Below are 20,843 nucleotides of genomic sequence, written 5' to 3'. Positions count from 1 at the left end.
ACCCTTTTATAAAATTTTTAATTCTTATTTTACCGGTACTACTGCACCTTTCCACTCTTCTAAAATGAAGTCTTGGATTTCTTTAGATGTTAATACTTCTAATAATTTTTTAATTTCAGGTTTTGATTCATCACCTGCACGTACAGCGATGATGTTAACATATGGAGATTCTTTATCTTCAAGAGAAATAGCATCTTCAATTGGGTTTAAACCGTTATCGATGGCAAAGTTAGAATTGATAAGTACTGCATCGCCTTCATCGTTTTCGTACATTTGTACAAGCATTTCTGGGGCAGTATTTGCATCGAATTTAAAGTTTTTAGGATTTTCTTCAATATCCTTTAATTCTGCTGCTGTTTTATCAATGCCTTCTTTTAATTTGATTAAGCCTTTAGCCTCTAACAATGACAGCATACGACCATGGTCAGATACTGAATTAGAAAGTAAAATTGTTGCGCCTTCAGGCAGGTCTTCTAACGTTTTATATTTTTTAGAGTAAATACCGATTGGTTCAATATGAACGCCACCTGCATTAACGAAATCATAGCCATTGTCTTTAATTTGTAGCTCTAAGTAAGGAATGTGCTGGAAATAGTTTGCATCAAGTGTTTTTGAGTCTAAATCTTGGTTTGGTAGAACATAATCTGTATACGTTTCAATTTTAAGGTCTATGCCTTCTTTAGCTAAGATCGGTTTTGCTTTTTCTAAAATAACTGCGTGTGGTGTATTAGAAGCACCTACTTTTAATGTTACGTTTTCTTTGCTATCTGTTTGATCGCCAGATGCTGATTTTTCATCTTCTTTTTTATCTGTACCGCAAGCTGCTAATGCTAGTACAAGTATTGATAAAAATAATCCTGCTAATAACTTTTTCATTTATGACACTCCCTTGTATTTGTTTTAAATATGTTAGCGGTAAAAACCGGAATAACCTCATTTTCGTGCTAGCGTTTATCAATTTTTTCAGTAATTAAATCACCAATCCATTGAATAATAAATACGACTACTAAGATCAAAATAGTTGCCATTAATGTCACATCTTGGCGATTTCGCTGGAAGCCGTCTAAGAATGCTAAGTTACCAAGACCACCTGCACCAATAATTCCTGCCATCGCTGTATAACCTACAAGAGCAACAGCCGTTACAGTGATACCAGAAATCAAAGCTGGTAATGATTCCGGAACCAATACTTTCCAAATAATTGTAGAAGTTTTTGCTCCCATTGAACGGGCTGCTTCAATCACACCTTTATCAATTTCACGTAACGCAATTAATACCATACGAGCATAAAACGGTGCTGCACCGATAATTAAAGCAGGTAACGCCGCATTGGCACCGCGAATTGTACCTAGTAAAAACTTCGTAAATGGAATTAATAAAATAATTAATACGATAAATGGAATGGAACGGAAAATATTAACGAGTGATCCTGTTAAAAAGTTAACGATTTTATTTGCCCATAACTGATTGGGGCTAGTTAGAAATAGAACAATACCAATGACTAACCCAAGAATAAATGTCACAACCGTTGATATAGCTGTCATGTATAAAGTTTCATAGGTAGCTTGCCACATATTTTCCCAGTCTACATTCGGAAAGAGATTAGTTAGCATTTTCAATCACCTCCGTCTGTACTTCCACTGTATTTAAATAACGAAGGGCTTCAGTGACGTTTGTCTGAGAGCCATCAATTTGCACAATCAATGTACCATATGCACCATTTTTTGTTTGCGAAATATTTCCGTGAACAATACTTACTTCTACATCAAATTGTTTCACAAGATGTGAGATGACAGGCTGTTCTGTTTTTTCACCAACAAAAATCAATTTGACAAGTTGTCCAGTTGGATAGTTTGTTTTAATTTGTGCTACCGTATCCTGTGTTTCCTTAGTGTCTGTAATTTGAGATACAAACTTCTTAGTAATAGCCGCCTGTGGGGCTTGGAAGACTTGTAATACCTCACCACGTTCCACAATTTCGCCTGCCTCCATCACCGCTACACGATGACAAATTTTGCGGATGACATGCATTTCGTGGGTAATCAGGACGATTGTTAAGCCTAAGCGTTCATTTATATCTACGAGTAAATCAAGAATGGCATCCGTTGTTTCAGGGTCGAGTGCGGATGTCGCCTCATCACATAGTAAAACCTCTGGATTATTCGCTAATGCACGTGCAATTCCTACACGCTGCTTTTGTCCCCCAGAAAGCTGGGATGGATATGCCTTATCGCGCCCTTCTAAGCCTACAAGGGCAATTAATTCCTTCACACGCGCTTCACGTTGAGCCTTTGGGAAGCCTGCGATTTCTAAAGGGAATGCAATATTTTCGGCAACTGTTCTTGACCAAAGTAAATTAAAATGCTGGAAAATCATACTTACCTTTTGTCTAGCTGCTCTAAGCTTTTGCCCTTTTATCGATGAAAATTCTTGATTGTTCACCGTTACTGTTCCTGCTGTCGGTTTCTCTAAACCGTTTAATAAACGAATCATGGTACTTTTACCAGCACCACTATAGCCGATAATGCCAAAAATTTCACCTTTATTAATAGTAAGGTTGACGTCTTTGACTGCCGTTAATTCGCCATTTGCTGTTTTGTATTTCTTTGTAATATTTTGAAGCTGGATCATAGCGAATACTCCTTTTCTCATATAGAAAACCCCTTCACTCACAGACAAGTAGAAGGGGTCACGTATGATACGTTAAACCGTTCTCTCATCTTTCAAAGAAAAATCTTTGGGTGATTTGGCACCTTTTCACATTGTGATGGTTGCCGGGCTTCATAGGGCACTTCCCTCCGCCACTCTTCATAAGAGTTCGATATATTTAATGTTTTAGTAATATATTTGATACTTTACCACGCTAGTAAAGTTCAGTCAATTGATTTTTTTAACAATTCATATAAAAATGGTACGGATTGAAAAGCATAAATCTTTTCTGTCACTTTTCCGCCATCACTGATGAGTAGACAGGGAACACTTTCAATTTGATGCTCATAAGCTATGTGTTCCAAAAAGTTGATATTTGCTTTACCAATTTGTAGCTGTGGCAGTAATTGCTCAATAATGGACATCATTTTAGATGCCACTGCACACGTTCCACACATCGGTGTATATAAATAAAATGCAGTTTTCTCTCCCGACTGTTTAGCCGCTTCCCACTGCTCTATTGACCATTCTTCCATTTACTCACGCAACCTTACAAAATATATTCATTATGGATTGAAAAATGTGCACGCAGTAAGATCATTGCTAGCACTTTTCTTGGTGTCGTTTCTACTTCCTTGTATGTTGGCATTGTGCGCAGATGCTCAGCCTCTGGATAATGTCTGTCCATTAATGCACGTAGCTTATCACCAGAAGTATCTGCATCAAAAAAAGTAAATAGCTCACAGCCCTCATAGGGATCCAGTAGTTCTTCTAATTGATGCACACCAATTGTACCATTCGTACATAGTATTGTAACATTCTCATTCAAAATAGGCTCAATTTGTAGCTTATCTGAGCGCCCTTCTACTATCAAGCATTTTCCCTCGAACATTACGCCACCTCCATTTAGAGATCCCCACTTATAAGTCATTATATAACAAAAAACGCCGGTAGTTTCCGACGTTTTTCGATTATGGCTTGTCTTATTCAGCGATCATTTCTTCGTATTGCTCTGCTGTCATTAGTTTCTCAACTTCTGATGCGTCAGCAGGCTCAACAACGATCATCCATGCTTTTTCATATGGTGATTCATTAACGAATTCTGGGCTATCTTCTAAATCTGCATTTACTTCAACTACAGTACCTGAGATTGGTGCATATAATTCAGAAACAGTTTTTACTGATTCTACGCTACCGAATGGATCATCTGTTTTGATTTCGTCGCCAACTTGTGGAAGCTCAACGAATACGATATCTCCTAATTCAGATTGTGCGAAGTGAGTAATACCAATACGTACTTTTCCATCTTCTACTTTTACCCATTCATGTTCTTCAGAGTATCGTAAGTCTTTAGGTGTGCTCATGCAAAAAACCCCTCCATAAATATGTAATATATTCACTTTCAGTGTGCCATACTTCTCCTATAAATACAAGGTTTAATACGGTTATTTCCAAGCTTGCTCAAAATCTACTTCTTTAAAACCTAAAGTAACTTTTTTTCCATCTGTCACGATGGGACGTTTAATTAACATGCCATCTGAAGCAAGTAGCTCAAGCTGCTCATCCTCCGTCATTTCCGCTAACTTGTCCTTTAAGCCAAGCTCACGATATTTCATGCCTGAGGTATTAAAAAATTTCTTCAAAGGCTGTCCACTAGCTTGCCAAATAGCTGTTAATTCTTCTTTAGTGGGAGGTTGCTCTGCGATATGTACCTCTTCATAGGAAACCTCATGCTCATTTAACCACTTCTGTGCCTTTTTACATGTTGTACATTTCGGATAATGGAAAAATTGAATCGTCATTACAATGCTCCTCTTCTGTCTTTTTCTGTAGTATACCATCATAGTTGTTTTCAATGGTGAACTTCACTCTTTTTTGTAAGTTTATCCACCAGTTGTGCAAATTTATCCGCTCCTTTTACGATTATCCATCTCATATAAAAAAACCTAGCTATCTTTTGCAGATAGCTAGGTTCAGACTGTAGACAAAAGCCATCGAGAGGTTCACTCTCGATGGGCTTTTGTCATTTTTCTTCCTATTTTATCTTTAACATTTGATAATATACTACCAAATTCAACATACTCTTCGAGCATAGCTACCTTCTTAAGCTGCCTGCCACGTCCAAGTAGCCAGTTTCTTTAAATTCATGGCAGCAAAAGTAAGCATCGCCTGCATGGACAATTTTTTTAGACCTCTTAAGGTTGTCCATCGCATACCATGCTTTTCTTTTGCATCCGCAAATACACGCTCAATCGTTTCTTTGCGCTTTGCATAAATCTGTTTGATGTCATAGGAATGGCGTAAATGTTCAGCTTCCTCCACATACGACTCCCAAATATGGCGTTGAATGAGTTTTTGATGATGCTTACTTTCTGTACATTGGGAAAGGCTTGGACACTTCGCACAAATCAAAGGATTCGATTTATATTGCCGATATCCTTCTTTCGTCGTTGTTGCATACTTCAATATCTGCCCTTGTGGGCAAAGATAACAATTATAGTGCTCATCATATATATACTCATGCTTTCGGAAGAATCCATCTTTCGTTTTAGGACGTGTATAAGGAAGAACAGGCAACATTTGATTCTCTAATAAAAAATTCGTAATCGCTGGTGTTTTATAGGCTGCATCTGCCGCAACAGCTAATGGTTTTTGAACGTTTTCAATGACTTTTTCCACAAGTGGCTGTAATACATGACTATCGTGCACATTTCCCGGAGTTACAATGGCACCCAAGACAAAGCCCTTTTCATCTGTCGCTGCATGAAAAGAATACGCAAACTGCTTCGTACGTTCATCCTTCACGTAATAGCCACTTTCAGGATCTGTCGTGCTTTCCTTTATTTCTTTCCATTCTTCCTTTTCAAACTTCTCCGGGGGAAAGGGCTTTTTTCCGTGTTCCTCACGATCAATATTTAACTCTAATTGAAGTTTCTCTTCATAAGCCCGTGTTTCTTTTCGCACAACTTTTTTATCATACTTTCGTTTATTCGCACTCGCTTTCACATGCGTAGAATCGATAAATAAATGGTCTGCATGGAGGAGTCCTTGATGCATAATCTCTTTTAATATACGATAGAATATCTGCTCAAATATATCAGTGTCTTGAAAGCGACGGACATAATTTTTACCGAAGGTAGAGAAATGCGGGACTTCTGTATGGAAGCCAAACCCTAAAAACCAACGATACGCCATATTCGTTTCAATTTCTTTGATGGTTTGACGCATGGACCGTATACCAAAAACGTACTGAATAAACGTCATTTTAAAGAGAACAACAGGATCAATACTAGGGCGTCCTTTAGCAGAGTAGAGGTTTTCTACTAAAGGATAGATAAATGAAAAATCAATAGCCGCCTCTAGTTTTCGTACTAAATGATCTTGGGGAACTAATTGATCAATCGTTAGCATTTCTAATTGTTCACGTTCATTGATTTGATTTTTCGTCATCATGGTTGATCACCTCGAAAGTGTACTTTTTATCAATAATTCTTTATGTAGAAGTTGATTGGAACGAAGGGTGGCGACTCCTGCGGGAAAAGCGGGAAAGTCGAGATCCTGGACTGAGCGAAGCGAGGGAAGCAGCTCGACCCCGCCCGCGGAAAGCGTCCGCCCGTAGTGGAAATCAACGGCTTTACTTTATTTTATTGTAAAAGAAAAAAGACTGTAGGCAAACTCAAAATTCATTGAGTTTGTCTACAGTCTGAACCTAGCTATCTTTTGCAGATAGCTAGGTTAAATTTGCACTATTATACAATATATTTTTCAGCATCAATTAATTTAACGGAAGCCTCACGCTTCTTCGCAATTAAATTGTATGGATTATTACGCGTTAGCTTACGCAGTGCAGATAATGTCATACGGGCTGCATCGCCATCCGCTGAAGCAAGAATTGTGTCTTTTGCTTCTTTTTCGATTTCTGCGAATGCTTCTTGGCAGAAAATTTGTGTGTATAGCAATTTTTGATGTGCTTTTTCAGCACCGTCACGAGCAATTGCTTTTTCTGTACGTAAGACAGCTGATTCCATTGCAAATAATTGGTTAGCTATATTCGCAATGTTTACCAATACTTCTTGCTCTTGATCAAGTTTTGCACCAAAGCGTTGTGCTGCTAATCCTGCAGCTAATACAGCAATCTTCTTGGCATTTTTCACTAAATATTTTTCTTGTGCTAACGGCTCTGTACCGATATCCTCTGGCATTAGCATAAGCAGCTCTTGCTGTAAATTTTGGGCAACTTGTAATAATGGTAGCTCACCCTTTAGCGCCTTTTTCATAAATGTGCCAGGTACAATCATGCGGTTAATTTCGTTTGTACCTTCAAAAATTCGATTAATACGAGAATCACGGTAAATACGCTCTACCTCATATTCAGCCATAAAGCCATAACCGCCATGAAGTTGGACAGCTTCGTCAGCAATATAGTCTAAAGTTTCTGAACCGAATACTTTAGCAATAGAGCATTCAATGGCATATTCAGCAATCGCTCCTGCAATTACTTTACCTTGCTTTTGCTCTTCTAGGCTTAATTGGCTTAAGCGATCCTCAAATAGGCCCACAGTACGATAGTTTAATGATTCTGAAGCATACAATTGAGAAGCCATCGTTGATAATTTTTCTTTTGTCAGATTGAAATCAGAAAGCTTTGTCTTAAACTGCTGACGTTGGTTTGTATACTGAATAGCTAACTCCAATGCACGTTTCGATCCGCCAATTGTGCCCACGCCTAGTTTATATCGACCAATGTTTAAAATATTGAACGCAATGATATGCCCACGACCAATTTCACCTAATAGATTTTCTACAGGTACTTCGGCATCTTCCAATACTAATGTACGAGTTGATGATGATTTAATCCCCATTTTCTTTTCTTCAGGACCAACTGAAACACCATTGTAGGCACGTTCTACGATAAAGGCGGAGAATTTATCGCCATCAATTTTTGCGTAGACCACAAATACATCAGCAAAGCCTGCATTCGTAATCCACTGTTTTTCACCATTTAAAATATAATGTGTGCCAGCTTCGTTTAATTTTGCAGTCGTTTTTGCACCTAGAGCATCTGAACCTGAACCTGGCTCTGTTAATGCATAGGCAGCGATTAATTCACCTGAAGCAAGCTTAGGTAAATATTTTCTCTTTTGATCTTCATTACCGAATAGAACAATTGGTAATGACCCAATACCAACGTGAGCACCATGTGTGATAGAGAAACCACCTGCAACAGACATTTTTTCAGCGATTAAAGCTGAAGAAACTTTGTCTAATCCTAGCCCTTCGTATTCTTCAGGCACATCTGCTCCAAGTAAGCCTAATTCGCCTGCACTTTTTAGGAGACGCACTGAATGCTCAAATTCATGGTGCTCTAAATTTTCCACTACTGGTAAAACTTCATTTGTAACGTATTCCTCTGTTGTTTTAGCAATCATTTTATGCTCGTCAGTGAAATCTTCCGGTGTAAATACACGATCTAATTCCACATCTTCAATAAGAAATCCGCCGCCTTTAATGAAATCAGTTGTTTTTTCAGTCATGATTAATTCCTCCCAATATATCTTTTTGTTAGTTGATTCCCCTAATGATCATGTATAGAAAAGCTTGACGTATACAATGTTCGGAGGCAACCGTAAACAGTACACCTCAAGCTGATCTAGCAAAAATTATAGAATTTTAAATACGCCAGCAGCACCCATGCCGCCACCAATACACATTGTCACTACACCATATTTCTTCCCTTGACGCTTCAATTCATGAATTAGCTTTAATGTTAAAATAGCTCCCGTTGCGCCTAGTGGATGACCTAATGCAATCGCTCCACCATTGACATTGACTTTCTCTTGGTCGATGCCTAAATGACGTACCACCTGTAATGACTGTGAAGCAAATGCTTCATTGATTTCCCATAAATCAATATCTTCGATGGATAAACCTGCAATTTCCAACGCTTTTGGCACTGCCACGATAGGCCCGATACCCATTACTTCAGGAGGTACACCGCCAACTGCAAAGCTTAGGAATTTTGCCATTGGTGTCAGTCCTTGCTTGTCAGCCTCTTCACGATCCATTACTAGTACAGCTGCTGCACCATCAGAAGTTTGAGAGGCATTGCCCGCCGTTACACTGCCTTTTACGTGGAAAGCTGGACGTAGTTTGGCTAAACCTTCAACTGATGTACCTGGACGTACACCTTCATCTATACTGAATGTGAATTTTTTCACTTGTGGTTTATTGTTATCGTCTACGTAATGCTGTTCCACTTCAATTGGTACAATTTCATCATTGAATTTACCTTCTTTAATTGCCTTTTCAGCAAGCTCATGCGAGCGAACAGCAAAAGCATCTTGGTCTTCACGACTAACATTATATTGACGAGCTACTTCCTCAGCTGTATGCCCCATGCCCATATAATATTGTGGAGCCGTTTCTGCTAAAGTCGGATTTAAACGTGGTGTATTCCCTACCATCGGCACCATACTCATGGATTCTACACCACCAGCAAGAATAGCCTTTGAGTGTCCTAGCATAATTCGCTCTGCTGCATAAGCAATTGCCTGTAAACCTGATGAGCAAAATCTATTGATTGTCAGAGCAGGCGTTGTATCTGGTAATCCAGCAAGTGCCCCAATACTACGTGCTACATTCATTCCTTGCTCTGCTTCTGGCATTGCACAGCCTAAAATTAAATCATCAATTGGCCCTTCATAGCCTGCTCTTTTCAATGTTTCCTTGACTACAACAGCACCAAAATCATCTGGTCTTACTGTTGCTAAAGAACCTTTTTTTGCTTTTCCAATTGGAGTTCGTGCTCCTGCTACAATAACGGCTTCACGCATCGTATTAATCCCCCTTTGTTTCATGTGCAAGATTGATTTATTTCGTCAATTAGTTACGAAGTGGTTTACCTTTTAACAGCATGTGTTGCATTCTCTGCTGTGATAGTGGATCAGCAACAAGACTAAGGAATGCCTCACGCTCTAAGTTCAATAAATATTGCTCATCGACTAATGTGCCGTACGGAACCTTTCCACCTGCAATAACATAAGCTAATTTTTTAGCAATTTTTAAATCATGTTCGCTAATAAAGCCTGACTCAAACATCCCTTGCGCACCGATGAGTAATGTACCATAGCCTGATGCACCGACCACTGGCACTTTTGTTGGTACAGGTGGTTGATAGCCCGCTTCGTAAAGTGCTGATGCCGCCTGCTTCGCATCATACAATTGATGATCTGGATTAACTGAAATACCATCCGCAAAGTTTAGGAAATTATTTTCACGTGCTTCCTCACCAGATGTTGAAACCTTCGCCATCGCAATTGTTTCAAATACTTTATTAGCAATATGTTGATAGTCTACCTCTACGCCGTTTGGTAAGCCCTTTAGGAATTTCTGATAGAGTGCTTTATTTCCGCCACCACCTGGGATTAATCCAACCCCTACTTCCACTAAGCCCATATATGTTTCCATTGTTGCTTGAATATGTGCAGCTGGTAAGCAAACCTCTGCTCCCCCGCCTAATGTCATGGCAAACGGTGCTGCTACAACAGGCTTACGTGAATATTTAATTTTCTGCATAGCATCTTGGAATGCTTTAATGACGAAATCTAGCTCAAATATATTATCATCCTGAGCTTCTACCAAAATCATTCCTAGATTTGCCCCAACACAGAAGTTTTTCCCCTGATTACCGATGACTAAGCCCTTATAGTTAGCCTCTACTTCATCTACCGCAAAGTTAATCATTTGAATAATATCCAAGCCGATTGCATTGGATTGCGAATGGAACTCCAGTAATGCAATTCCATCCCCTAAATCTATTAAACTAGCACCTGTGTTTGATTTAATCACACCATGCTTTTTCTTATAACGTTTTAAATTAATCTCTTTTTCATTGACTGGCACTTTCACATATTGTGAACCATTATAGTAAGCTAAATCTCCGTCTAATTCTGTATAGAATGTCTCCACGCCATTTGCTAACATCTCTTTGACAAAAGCAGGTACCTCTCGGCCCTCAGCCTCCATTTTCGCCACAGAATCTTTTACGCCTATAGCATCCCAAATCTCAAATGGCCCTTGTTGCCAGCCGAATCCCCATTTCATCGCGTTATCAATGGCTACGATATCATCTGCAATCTCCCCATGTAGCTGTGCAGAATAAAGGAGCGTTGGTGCAAAAATCCCCCATAATAGCTCGCCTGTACGATCCTTTGCATAGGTTAACGCCTTCACTTTATTAGCCAATCCACGAGTTTGTTTTGCCATTTCAATAGAAGGTGTTTTTAATTTTTTGGCTGGACTATACGTTAAGGTTGCTGGATCAATCTCATGTATCTCTTTTCCTTGTTTTAAGAAGAAACCTTGACCTGATTTTGCTCCTAGCCAACCGTTTGTGACCATTTTTTGTAAAAATTCAGGTACTGCAAATACTTGCTGCTCCTCACCTGTTGTTTGATCGTAAACATTTTTCGCTACATGAATGAATGTATCTAAACCAACTACATCTAGCGTACGGAAAGTTGCAGACTTTGGACGGCCGATAAGCGGACCTGTTACAGAGTCTACCTCACCAACAGAGTAACCACCTTTTAACATTTCCTGTAAAGTGATAAGTAAACCATATGTTCCGATGCGGTTGGCAATAAAGTTTGGTGTATCTTTTGCAAGTACAACTCCTTTACCAAGCACATCTTCCCCAAACGTTTTCATGAAGCTAACTACTTCAGGTGCAGTTGTATTGGCAGGAATCACTTCTAATAATTTTAAATAGCGAGGTGGGTTGAAAAAATGTGTGCCAAGAAAATGCTTTTGAAAATCATCTGAACGTCCCTCTGCCATCGCATTAATGCTAATACCAGATGTATTTGAACTAATGATTGTTCCTGGTGAACGAACCGCATCAATTTTTTCATAAAGACTTTGTTTAATTGGTAAATTTTCTACAACAACCTCAATAATCCAATCTACATCTTTTAGTTTCCCTAGATCGTCTTCAAAGTTGCCAACTGATAGTAGTGATAAATTTTTCTTAGAAGTAAGTGGTGCTGGCTTTTGCTTTAATAACTTTTGCAAAGCTCCGTTTACAATACGATTTCTAACAGCTGGATGCTCTAAAGAAAGGCCTTTTGCTTCTTCCTCTTGCGTCAGTTCCTTCGGTGCTATATCCAATAGTAATGTTGGTATACCGATATTTGCTAAATGTGCTGCAATTCCAGAGCCCATCACCCCAGAACCTAGAACAGCTGCTTTTTTAATGTTGTAAGTCACAAGCAATTCCCCCTTATTCTCCCATTGAATGAATAGCCATTCATTTTTTGGCCAAAAAAATATCAAGTGTTCCTTAGTGAATTTTTTGTCCTTTTGTTGAATGAGATTCCCTCCACTCAACCAAGCACGACTAAGGTTTATCTTCGCTCCAAAATGACACTTCTTAATGAATGAAGATAAAACTACTTTTCTGTTTTTAGTGTAGATTATTTTGTCTAATTTAGCAATCTTTTTTCATGAATTATTTTTGCAGTATACATCTTTTTTTGTTTTTAACGAGCTAAAAGAGGACAAGAAGTAGCGATTGAAACGGCCAAACAGAAAACTTTCAGATTGCGAGAAAAATGTGTAGAATGGAAAGCAAGGAGAGTGAATACTTAATGAAAACTATTACTACTGCAGAACAATTTAACGAATTAATCGCTGGCGACCAAAAAGTTTTAGTGAAATTTTATGCTGGCTGGTGCCCTGATTGCACACGTATGAATATGTTCATCGATCCAATCATTGAAGAGTACAACCAATATGATTGGTATGAGCTAAACCGAGACGAGCTCCCAGAAATCGCTGATAAGTACGATGTTATGGGAATTCCAAGTCTATTGATTTTCCAAAATGGTGAAAAACTTGCACACTTACATAGTGCAAATGCAAAAACACCTCAGCAAGTAACAGAATTTTTATCTGCTCAATAATAATGGCGAGAGAGCTGCATTTCTTCTTGAAATGCAGCTCTTTTTGAAAGGAGTTTATTATGCGTCAACAATTGGCACTACGGGGGGCTTCACAATATGAGATTTCCATTGCACCAAGCTATCGCAATTCTGCCTGTGGACCTACTACGATTCATGTCATCTTAAAATTTTTAAATGAGTCAGCTCCTTCAATTAATGAGCTATATAAACTGCTTCGTGGTACAAAAATTGGCTTATTCAAATGGAGACTGATTCACAATCTTCGTCAATTGCTTCCAACTTGGGATATTCGAACATGTTCATTAAAGGAAGCTCTACAGGAAATTGACGCAGGTCGACCAGTTGCTATGCGTTTTGATCGCTATTTTAGCCTTCAGTGGCGTGATAAAAAATCAACCTTTGCTTATCATTGGGTACCGCTTATAGGCTATGAGATAAAAAATGATGAGCTATGGCTAATATTCCATGATAATGGTGGTCCACAACGTGATAGCCAAATTCGTCAGGCTCTCTATAAAGACAACGAAAAGGTATTATCCTTCGTGAAAATGGTTCCTTACTAGAGCAAATATCGATTAGCCTTCTTTTTGCTCTCTATTCTTTTCCTTACAATAAAAAAAGCAGAGCATATGACTATACTCTGCGATGATTGATTAAATAAGCGAATACAAAGAACGGGCGTGCTTGGCAATTAGTGTGTAGCCACGCTCTTCTATTGCTTTAAAAATATGTGGTTCGTAAGTTGGTAACACAAGGCTTGTAAAATCAGCGTCAATTGGTACATTGGTTTGAATCGTTGCAAGCTCATGTGATAGCTGCAACATATCTAAATTATCTTGAATTTTTGTTCTTTGACCTGGCTTCAATTCACCGAGTGATGCCAGTATTTTGTCTATTGAGCCATATGTTTGAATAAGCGTTAACGCTTGTTTTGGGCCAATCCCTTTCACACCTGGATAGCCATCACTTGAATCACCCATAAAGGCTTTCACCTGTGCAAACTGTGAAGGTTCAATACAATATTCTTCTTTAAAGCGAGCATGTGTATAAATATCGTATTCTGTATAGCCCTTTTTCATAAACGCAATTTCTGTAGATGGCCTTAAAAGCTGAAGTAAATCCTTATCACCACTAATGACCGTAATGTCTGCCTCGTCCTGCCATTTCGTTATCATGGAGCCAATTAAATCATCTGCCTCCATGCCCTTCACCCCGAAATTTTGCCAACCCATTTGCTGCGATAAATTTTTCGCCATATCAAATTGTGGTAGCATTTCCTCTGGAGGTGCTGGGCGATTCGCTTTATAGCCATCAAATAAATCATTGCGGAATGTATGTGCGCCCATATCCCAGCAAACAGCCATATGTGTTGGCTTCATAATAGTTTGTGCTGTTAGAACATGTCGCACAAATCCTTGGGCCCCATTCGTAGGTGTTCCATCTGCCAAGCGAATAAAATGCCCCATGGCAGCCGAAGCGAAAAAAGAACGGAATAACAGTGCCATACCGTCGACAATCAATAATCTTGGTTTTGTTGTCATCATAAATTTCCTCTCTATTACAATACAAAGTTTGTATTTATTTATTGTTTTCTATTTAAACATTATAGCAAACTTTTAAAATTCAGCATTGTTAATACTCGGAAATACACTTGCTTTACAACATAACCTTTCCTTTTTTCGAGATACGATTGCGATGATCTAGTTGAATGCCTGTCAACCATTGTAAAAATGCAGTTACACCGATTTTAACAGTTTCTGGACGTAGTATACCTTCTTTAGGATCAGCATAAACAAAATCAATATGACGAACACCCTCATTTTCGCCAATAATCTTGAGGATATCGAATAACTCATAAGCCGTTAAACCACCAGGTGAAGCTGCAGGAACATCACAGGCAAATACAATATCAAGTGCATCTAAATCCACAGACACATAAATGCGATCTACTTCATACATAAGCTGACGCAGCATTTCACGTATTGTGAGTTGAATACCATCACGCCGCATTTGCTTTAACGTAATCATATGAATGCCTTGTTCTTTAGCATAATGAATCATTTCGGGTGAATTGAAAAAGCCATGCAAACCGACATTATAGACATGTCTCCCCTCCACAACCCCTGCTGCAATTAACTGATGAATTGGAGAATCTTGTGCTAAACCAATTTCCTCTTGGTTTCTTGCATCTAAATGCGTGTCAATTTGAATGATGCCAATGCGATCCTGTGGGAAGGCATTTTTTATACCTTTTATGGAGTGCGCTGTAATAGTATGATCTCCCCCAATCAAACAAGTAAAACTTCTTTGAAAGGCTATACTTAAATTTTCTGCAGCAGCCTCGATGGCAGATTCCGAAAGCATTCGATCATTTTCTAGAATCGCCACATCCCCAATATCCACAACTGAAAGGGCACGTAAATTCACCTGCTCATCTAAATTATATGATTGAAAACCTGGCCAAGCCTTACGAAAGGCTGTTGGGTATTGCGCTTTTGACGACGCACCATTGGTATATGATAAAAGCGCTCCATATACGACAATATCCACCTCATTCGGATTCGGATTTGTTTGCTGCTTTATCCACTGATGCATAGCTGATCCATTCTCCTGCTTCCATAGGCATTCTGATTGTATAAACATATTCATCTACCACCTTCTTCTCTTTTCCATTCAAGTTCAATTGACCTAAATCAATTGGTGCTCCCCTGTAAATGTCCTAACATATTTTCTTTATAGTAATAGTACCATTCGTACAATGATTTTCGTCAAAGTTTTTCTTTTTTTCTCTTATATTGAAAATATTCTTTTGATCAAACAAAAAAAGCAAACTTGAAATCAGTTTGCTTAGAAATTACATGTTTCTTTTGTTAGGAGATTGTGGCTGTTCTCAACTTTTTGAGTGTTGTTCACCTACCTTGAGCGCTTTGACACTCTTAATAAATGACTTTCTCTCGTTTACAAGCACTTTAATTACTCTTCAGAGAGCAAACCTCTTTTTTACCAACTCTTCGTACAGAGAGCTCTTCCATTATTACTTCTGCTGTTTCGAAAGGCTATCGCAAAGTTCCGCTACCTCATACATGGAATAGCTTTGAAAATTATATTGATTACGCAGTTCTTGATGATAACTTAATAGTTCTTCTAGCATCGCCAAATTCTTATCAATATGCTTGCCAAAATTATGAGGATGCCACCATAAATGATAAAAGGCTTGTGCCTGTGCAGCCTTGAGCATGCCTTCCTTTATTCGCTTTACTTTTAAATTTTCGAATATACGCAATGGACTACAGTATGGCCTTAAAAAAGCACTTGATCGAATATTAATCAGTTGCTCCTCTTGCATTTCTTCCAGGGTGGCTATATGATGACCAGTTATATTCCAATAGCTATCTAACCACTTCTTAGCACCTAAAAGTCTTCCCTTTTTCGTAAACTTTTGTGCGTCATATAGCTCATGATTTTCGGTGCCTCTATAGCAAACATATCCCTCTTCTAAACAAGCTGTAAAATAGTCTTTGTTTATTTGATTACGAGGAAAGACAATCGATTTCATAGGCGCAGTATAGCCGTCACTGATTGTTTTCGTTGCATGTAAATCCGCACAAAAGGCAGCTTTCGTTTGGCCCTTCTCCAAGCAATAAAAATGAGAAAAGGTATGACTTCCTATTTCCTGATGTGGTGTACGTTTAATTTCCTCAATTAATGATTTACCAAAATGCAGGAGATCTTCTTGTTCATTTTCGCCAACTTTTGCTAGCTGTGTATGTGCTGCAAAGCGCATATTTTCATATTTCACAGGGATACCTCGCAAATAATGAGCCATTTCTGCCTTTGATTCAGCAAACAATAATCCAACTGTAGCCCAAGTTGCATGGATGTCATATTGCTCAAATAACGCTAGTATCCTGGGCAAGGCTTTACGGACACCATATAGGTTTTTATTGTATTGGCCATAACGAAATACGTCATGGACACCCCAATTCAGCTCAAAATCTAATGAAATAACGAGACCCCCACCATTCATGTTGCTACTTCCTCCATTTTTGCACACCTAGTAAAAGTGCACGTATTTTTGATTGGATAATGTAGCCTGAGTAAACATGAACAACCTGGCCACCAAAGCTTAATTTAAAGGCTCGTACATTTCGATTGTCCGTTAATTCTCCCATATCATATAAGACAAAACCTTGCTCCTTTAGGTGTAGCAGGTTATGCCAAATTAAAAACCGATTTGCATAACGGAAAGGACGTTTTAATTGTGCAGGCAATGCGGTTGCATGACATGTTGCCTCGAAATAAGACATCGCTTTTTTCTCATGCACAATATCTAATCGATAACATAATGTCTGTCCACAAAAACTCTGGATCTCCGATAATAATAAGGCACCCTGTTCATTGAGGAGCAGAATGGTTTCCATTTGCGACTTGCCGATTGCTTCAATTTTTTTTCTTTTGGCAAATTGATTGTAAAATTGCTGAAAGGCTTTCAAATTTTCTATGGATGGCTCTTTATACAAAATGACTTGATAGGATTCTTTTTGGGCACGTCGTAAGATTTTACGATTACCTTCAGACAGTGCTAAATACAATGAAAGCTCATGCTCTTGCAAATAAATGTGAATCGTTTCGCTTTTTACAAGCTTCCGACTTGGTACTAATGAATGCGTGTAGCCTACAACTTTCATAGACTTTCGAAAATTGGCTGGCTTTTCGAGAAAATAAAAATGCTGCATTGCGATATTCCATCGCTTACTTTTAATGGACAGAATGTACATCGCCCCCACTCTCTGTATATTTTTCTACACGGTGTCGCTCAAAACGAGCAAGTTTATAATGTTTCATTCGAGAAATAGGTTTATAGCCTAGTTGTACTAAGCGCTTGCGCTTGCGCCATTGCCAAAAACTTACCGATACCCACAATGTTTGTGCTGGCTTAATTTTCCGTAAAAAAGCTGTAATAATGTCGATTTGTTTGAAAACATCATAGGCTAAAAAATAGGTTTGCTTCGGTAAGGCTTCTACAATTTGCATTGAATCCACTCGCCAGTTTGTGGCATGTAATGCAAACGCCAGCTTATTCGTTTCCGCAAAGGAGTCTTTATAAATCGTATAGCCCTTATAAAGGAGGGCCATGACTTCTTCCTGATCAAGTTGCATCGCTTCCTGAATCGACATTTCTTCAAATAAGTTTCCGACAGGTTGCTGTGGTGATACGTCCTCTGATGGGGATAATTCATACAGCTCCACTTGTTTCAAACGAATAAATTTTTCTACGAATTGTTGTCCATATTCTAGCCAATCTTTTACCTTTCCATACTTTACTAAATATCGTAAATGGCCCAGTGTGTTACGCTTCCAATCTACGACTCGTTGGTTTCCTTTCATAAATTCTTTGAGCCTTTGCTTTAACGATAAAAAACCTGCCAGTAGATTTGTACGTTTCGTACCGCTGCTAGCAAGCATCTGTCTTGTAAAATCAATGTCTGAGCGCCAATCAAATTTATAAGACTCATAGCCTATGCTCATATCATATAAGCGATAGTTAGCAGTAAACGTTCGCTGGATGGCTTCCTGAGTGACTATCCGACCAGCACCAAATAAATTAAAAGTTGGCTCATGTGCAAGGGCATAGGTTACATAGCGGCCACGACAGCATAATCCATAGGTAAAAGCAATCCACTGGTTTTCAAAGACAAGTGCATCGACCTCTACCTGTAACGCCTCACCTTTAAGCATCGTTAAACGCTCAAAAAAATCTCTTTTCTTGCCTTTTGTAAAGCCACTTGTATCTAGTTTTTTTGCCCAACGTCGATCAAATAACCGAAACATTTGCCAAAGCTCGTCCTGTGAAGCCTCACGTCTTTCTAAGGAGCCTAAATTTCTTAGTTTTCGTTCTCGTCGATCAACGCCATGCATTTTTCGACGTTGATTGAAATGGCGATGAAAATCAATTTCCGAAAAAGCAAGATAGGGTGTCACAACTCGGAACAGGCTTGTACGTAATTGTCTTTCTACAAAGTATTGCTCTAAGATCTTAGTAGACACCTTGCTTTCTAATAACCCATGCAAGGAAAAAAGAATATGCCGATGCTTTTTAATGAGCTCATCAAAAACAAAGGTTGTAACTTGCTGAAACCATTCCTTTTTAGCTACAACCCCTGTATAATTGGCGATGTTTTCTCCCGCAAAAGCATACACCCTTACCCCCCAACGAATAGACACTGTAAAAGGAAAAAAGGCCCTAATTGTCCCCTCATGTTCAATGGCGTAAAGCTCTACACGCTCTTTCCGTCCTACAATTTGCCACCAATTATAAAACCAAGCAAATTCTATAAATGGATTATCATTGTTCTCTTCTTCTAAAATGGCATCCCAAATTTCCTTGTACCACATAAGCTCATCATCAGTTCTAATGCGAATTAATTGCAATTTAATCCCCTTTCTTCACTAGTTCTGAAACAGCCTGTTGATAAACCATTAATGTTTTTTGATACATGGGGATGAAGGTGAAGTACTGTAAATAACGCTGCTCACTTGCCGTCCCCATTTCCCCTCTTAAAGGAGCATCCATTAATAATTGATGCAGCCTCTTCTTCAATAATTCATTATTCTCTCGCTCCACTAAAAACCCATTGTCACGATCAATAATAAGCTCTTTCACACCACCTACATTTGTTGCAATAATAGGAAGTCCTACACGCATCGCTTCAATAATCGAAATCGGCAAGCCTTCCCAATCTGATAACAGAACAAATAGGTGGCCTTTCTCAAGATAAGAATGAACGTCTAATTGATTACCTAAAAATGTTACACGATTTGATAATCGATTTTGTTCAACGAAATGTTCTAAAGCTGGACGCAGAGAACCATCTCCAATCAATTGAAGGTGCCAAGGGATATCTGTCAGTTCCGCTAAAGTCTTTAACAGGACATCTTGTCTTTTAGGCACTTCAAAACGAGCAACCATGACAATGACTGGCTGCTCCATGCATATCTTTTCAGTTGTCTTATTTCTCTCGATAGGGTCAATGCCGTTGTGAATAGTCAGCAATTTATGAGCAGGAGCGACCTTTTTCATTAGTGCTAGTTCCCGATCATATTCAGACACTGTAATAATTTTTGTCGTAAATGGCTGAATTGATCTTTCCATCCGTTGATAGAATAGCTTTTTCTTGTAAGGAACACCTTCTGTAAAGCTCCAGCTATGTGCCGTAAAAATAGTTGGAATTTGTAACAACCTACCAACTATGCGACCAATCACACCGGCCTTAGAGGAGTGGGTGGCTATAACATCTGGTTGTAGATGTTTGAAAACGGCTCTTAATTGCCAAAATGCTTGAAAATCTTTCGCTAGATGAATAGCCCGTTGAAGAGCAGATATACTGATAACAGGGATTTTATGCTCTTGTAAGTGCCACAGTGATGGTTGATAGGAGCCCGTCACTACTGTGACATCATGCCCATCCTGTTTTAAGTGGATAGCAAGTGCCTCCACATGTTTTTGCGCACCTCCAACTTTATCCATTCGTGTAATAAGCTGAACGATCTTCAGTATGGCCACTCCTTATTTTTTAATAAGCACCTGTTCGTGCAACAACAACATAAATTGTCTTCAACAAAATTTGGACATCCAACCAAAAGGAATAATGATCAACGTATTCAATGTCATATGATATTTTTTGTCCATGTGAAATATTCGACCTACCATTAATTTGAGCGAGGCCTGTTAATCCTGGCTTTACCTCCAAACGCCGAGCCTGTAAGGAATTATATGCATTCGTGATCGTTGGTACTTCAGGACGTGGACCTACAATGCTCATATCACCTTTTAACACATTTAAAAGTTGTGGAATTTCATCAATACTGAGTTTTCGAAGAATAGCGCCCACTTTTGTGATGCGTGTATCTTGCTCTGTTTTAAAATAATAATCATCAGGGATACCATCAGCACAAATAGTCGGCATATTGACTGGAACTGCCTGAATACACATTGTTCGTAGCTTCCAAATCACAAAGCGGTGATGATCGAGGCCAGTTCGGATTTGTTTAAAAAAAATGGGGCGACCTGTCGTTATGAGTAAAATGAGGAATATAGCTAGCATTAGAGGAATTGTTATAAAAAGCAAAAATAATGCCCCAATAATATCGAATATTCTTTTGCCGTACTGACCATAGAATGTGAGATTCTGAGCTGTCTGAACGTGCAATACATCATCCTTTGCATTTTTT

Annotated in this window: 20 protein-coding genes and 1 riboswitch; of the genes, 2 read left to right on the top strand and 18 right to left on the bottom strand. The window is 38.8% G+C overall.

What is annotated here, in order from left to right:
• Window positions 1-24: 24 nt before the first annotated feature.
• From ACMGGO_RS03950 to ACMGGO_RS03900, 11 genes are all read right to left on the bottom strand, one after another.
• Window positions 25-876, bottom strand: a complete 852-nt coding sequence (locus ACMGGO_RS03950; protein ID WP_048394372.1) for a MetQ/NlpA family ABC transporter substrate-binding protein — start codon at window positions 874-876, stop codon at window positions 25-27.
• Window positions 877-944: 68 nt separating this feature from the next.
• Window positions 945-1,613, bottom strand: a complete 669-nt coding sequence (locus ACMGGO_RS03945) for a methionine ABC transporter permease (RefSeq protein ID WP_004228234.1) — start codon at window positions 1,611-1,613, stop codon at window positions 945-947.
• Window positions 1,603-2,631, bottom strand: coding sequence for a methionine ABC transporter ATP-binding protein (locus tag ACMGGO_RS03940; protein WP_004228232.1), 1,029 nt, complete (start codon window positions 2,629-2,631; stop codon window positions 1,603-1,605). The genes ACMGGO_RS03945 and ACMGGO_RS03940 overlap by 11 nt, the downstream gene beginning before the upstream one ends.
• Window positions 2,632-2,713: 82 nt before the next feature.
• Window positions 2,714-2,817: riboswitch (SAM riboswitch) on the bottom strand.
• Between the two features lie 56 nt (window positions 2,818-2,873).
• On the bottom strand, window positions 2,874-3,185 hold the full coding sequence (locus ACMGGO_RS03935; RefSeq protein ID WP_054549461.1) for a thioredoxin family protein: 312 nt from the start codon (window positions 3,183-3,185) through the stop codon (window positions 2,874-2,876).
• 14 nt (window positions 3,186-3,199) lie between these two features.
• Window positions 3,200-3,541, bottom strand: a complete 342-nt coding sequence (locus ACMGGO_RS03930; RefSeq protein WP_004228229.1) for a hypothetical protein — start codon at window positions 3,539-3,541, stop codon at window positions 3,200-3,202.
• Between the two features lie 91 nt (window positions 3,542-3,632).
• Window positions 3,633-4,013, bottom strand: a complete 381-nt coding sequence (gene gcvH / locus ACMGGO_RS03925) for a glycine cleavage system protein GcvH (protein WP_004228227.1) — start codon at window positions 4,011-4,013, stop codon at window positions 3,633-3,635.
• A gap of 81 nt (window positions 4,014-4,094) precedes the next feature.
• Window positions 4,095-4,451, bottom strand: coding sequence for an arsenate reductase family protein (locus ACMGGO_RS03920; protein ID WP_004228225.1), 357 nt, complete (start codon window positions 4,449-4,451; stop codon window positions 4,095-4,097).
• Between the two features lie 301 nt (window positions 4,452-4,752).
• Window positions 4,753-6,102 carry an IS1182 family transposase gene (locus ACMGGO_RS03915; RefSeq protein ID WP_420281576.1) on the bottom strand — a complete coding sequence of 450 codons (1,350 nt, stop codon included), beginning with the start codon at window positions 6,100-6,102 and terminating at the stop codon, window positions 4,753-4,755.
• A 296-nt stretch (window positions 6,103-6,398) separates the two neighbouring features.
• A complete protein-coding gene (locus ACMGGO_RS03910) occupies window positions 6,399-8,183 on the bottom strand; it encodes an acyl-CoA dehydrogenase family protein (RefSeq protein ID WP_066037171.1) in 1,785 nt (594 codons plus the stop codon).
• A gap of 126 nt (window positions 8,184-8,309) precedes the next feature.
• Complete coding sequence (locus ACMGGO_RS03905) at window positions 8,310-9,482, bottom strand: acetyl-CoA C-acetyltransferase (RefSeq protein WP_259949652.1); 1,173 nt, start codon at window positions 9,480-9,482, stop codon at window positions 8,310-8,312.
• A gap of 49 nt (window positions 9,483-9,531) precedes the next feature.
• The gene (locus ACMGGO_RS03900; protein WP_420281617.1) at window positions 9,532-11,916 is read right to left on the bottom strand and encodes a 3-hydroxyacyl-CoA dehydrogenase/enoyl-CoA hydratase family protein; all 2,385 of its coding nucleotides are present in this window, start codon (window positions 11,914-11,916) and stop codon (window positions 9,532-9,534) included.
• 353 nt (window positions 11,917-12,269) lie between these two features.
• Here ACMGGO_RS03900 and ACMGGO_RS03895 point away from each other — a divergent pair, with 353 nt between their 5' ends.
• Window positions 12,270-12,611 carry a thioredoxin family protein gene (locus ACMGGO_RS03895; RefSeq protein WP_259949655.1) on the top strand — a complete coding sequence of 114 codons (342 nt, stop codon included), beginning with the start codon at window positions 12,270-12,272 and terminating at the stop codon, window positions 12,609-12,611.
• Between the two features lie 59 nt (window positions 12,612-12,670).
• Complete coding sequence (locus ACMGGO_RS03890) at window positions 12,671-13,174, top strand: C39 family peptidase (RefSeq protein ID WP_259949657.1); 504 nt, start codon at window positions 12,671-12,673, stop codon at window positions 13,172-13,174.
• Between the two features lie 90 nt (window positions 13,175-13,264).
• Here ACMGGO_RS03890 and ACMGGO_RS03885 read toward each other — a convergent pair whose 3' ends face one another.
• The 7 genes from ACMGGO_RS03885 to ACMGGO_RS03855 form a co-directional block, all read right to left on the bottom strand.
• Entirely contained in the window at window positions 13,265-14,152 is an 888-nt protein-coding gene (locus tag ACMGGO_RS03885; RefSeq protein ID WP_004228212.1) for a 5'-3' exonuclease, read from the bottom strand.
• Window positions 14,153-14,267: 115 nt separating this feature from the next.
• Window positions 14,268-15,254 (bottom strand): agmatinase family protein, encoded by a 987-nt coding sequence (locus ACMGGO_RS03880; RefSeq protein ID WP_259949659.1) that lies wholly within the window; start codon window positions 15,252-15,254, stop codon window positions 14,268-14,270.
• A gap of 391 nt (window positions 15,255-15,645) precedes the next feature.
• A complete protein-coding gene (locus tag ACMGGO_RS03875) occupies window positions 15,646-16,638 on the bottom strand; it encodes a polysaccharide deacetylase family protein (protein ID WP_259949661.1) in 993 nt (330 codons plus the stop codon).
• 4 nt (window positions 16,639-16,642) lie between these two features.
• Window positions 16,643-17,389: a hypothetical protein gene (locus ACMGGO_RS03870; protein WP_231595696.1), complete on the bottom strand. Its 747-nt coding sequence runs from the start codon at window positions 17,387-17,389 to the stop codon at window positions 16,643-16,645.
• A complete protein-coding gene (locus ACMGGO_RS03865) occupies window positions 17,370-19,043 on the bottom strand; it encodes a GNAT family N-acetyltransferase (RefSeq protein ID WP_420281616.1) in 1,674 nt (557 codons plus the stop codon). The genes ACMGGO_RS03870 and ACMGGO_RS03865 overlap by 20 nt, the downstream gene beginning before the upstream one ends.
• 1 nt (window position 19,044) lies before the next feature.
• The gene (locus ACMGGO_RS03860) at window positions 19,045-20,175 is read right to left on the bottom strand and encodes a glycosyltransferase family 4 protein (protein WP_199768277.1); all 1,131 of its coding nucleotides are present in this window, start codon (window positions 20,173-20,175) and stop codon (window positions 19,045-19,047) included.
• Between the two features lie 10 nt (window positions 20,176-20,185).
• Window positions 20,186-20,821 (bottom strand): sugar transferase, encoded by a 636-nt coding sequence (locus ACMGGO_RS03855; protein WP_048394351.1) that lies wholly within the window; start codon window positions 20,819-20,821, stop codon window positions 20,186-20,188.
• Between the last annotated feature and the right edge of the window lie 22 nt (window positions 20,822-20,843).

Source organism: Lysinibacillus sp. BNK-21, from assembly GCF_048684915.1.
Classification (GTDB): domain Bacteria; phylum Bacillota; class Bacilli; order Bacillales_A; family Planococcaceae; genus Lysinibacillus; species Lysinibacillus capsici.
Note: the sequence above shows the minus strand (reverse complement) of the source record. Positions and strands in the feature narration are given on the sequence as shown.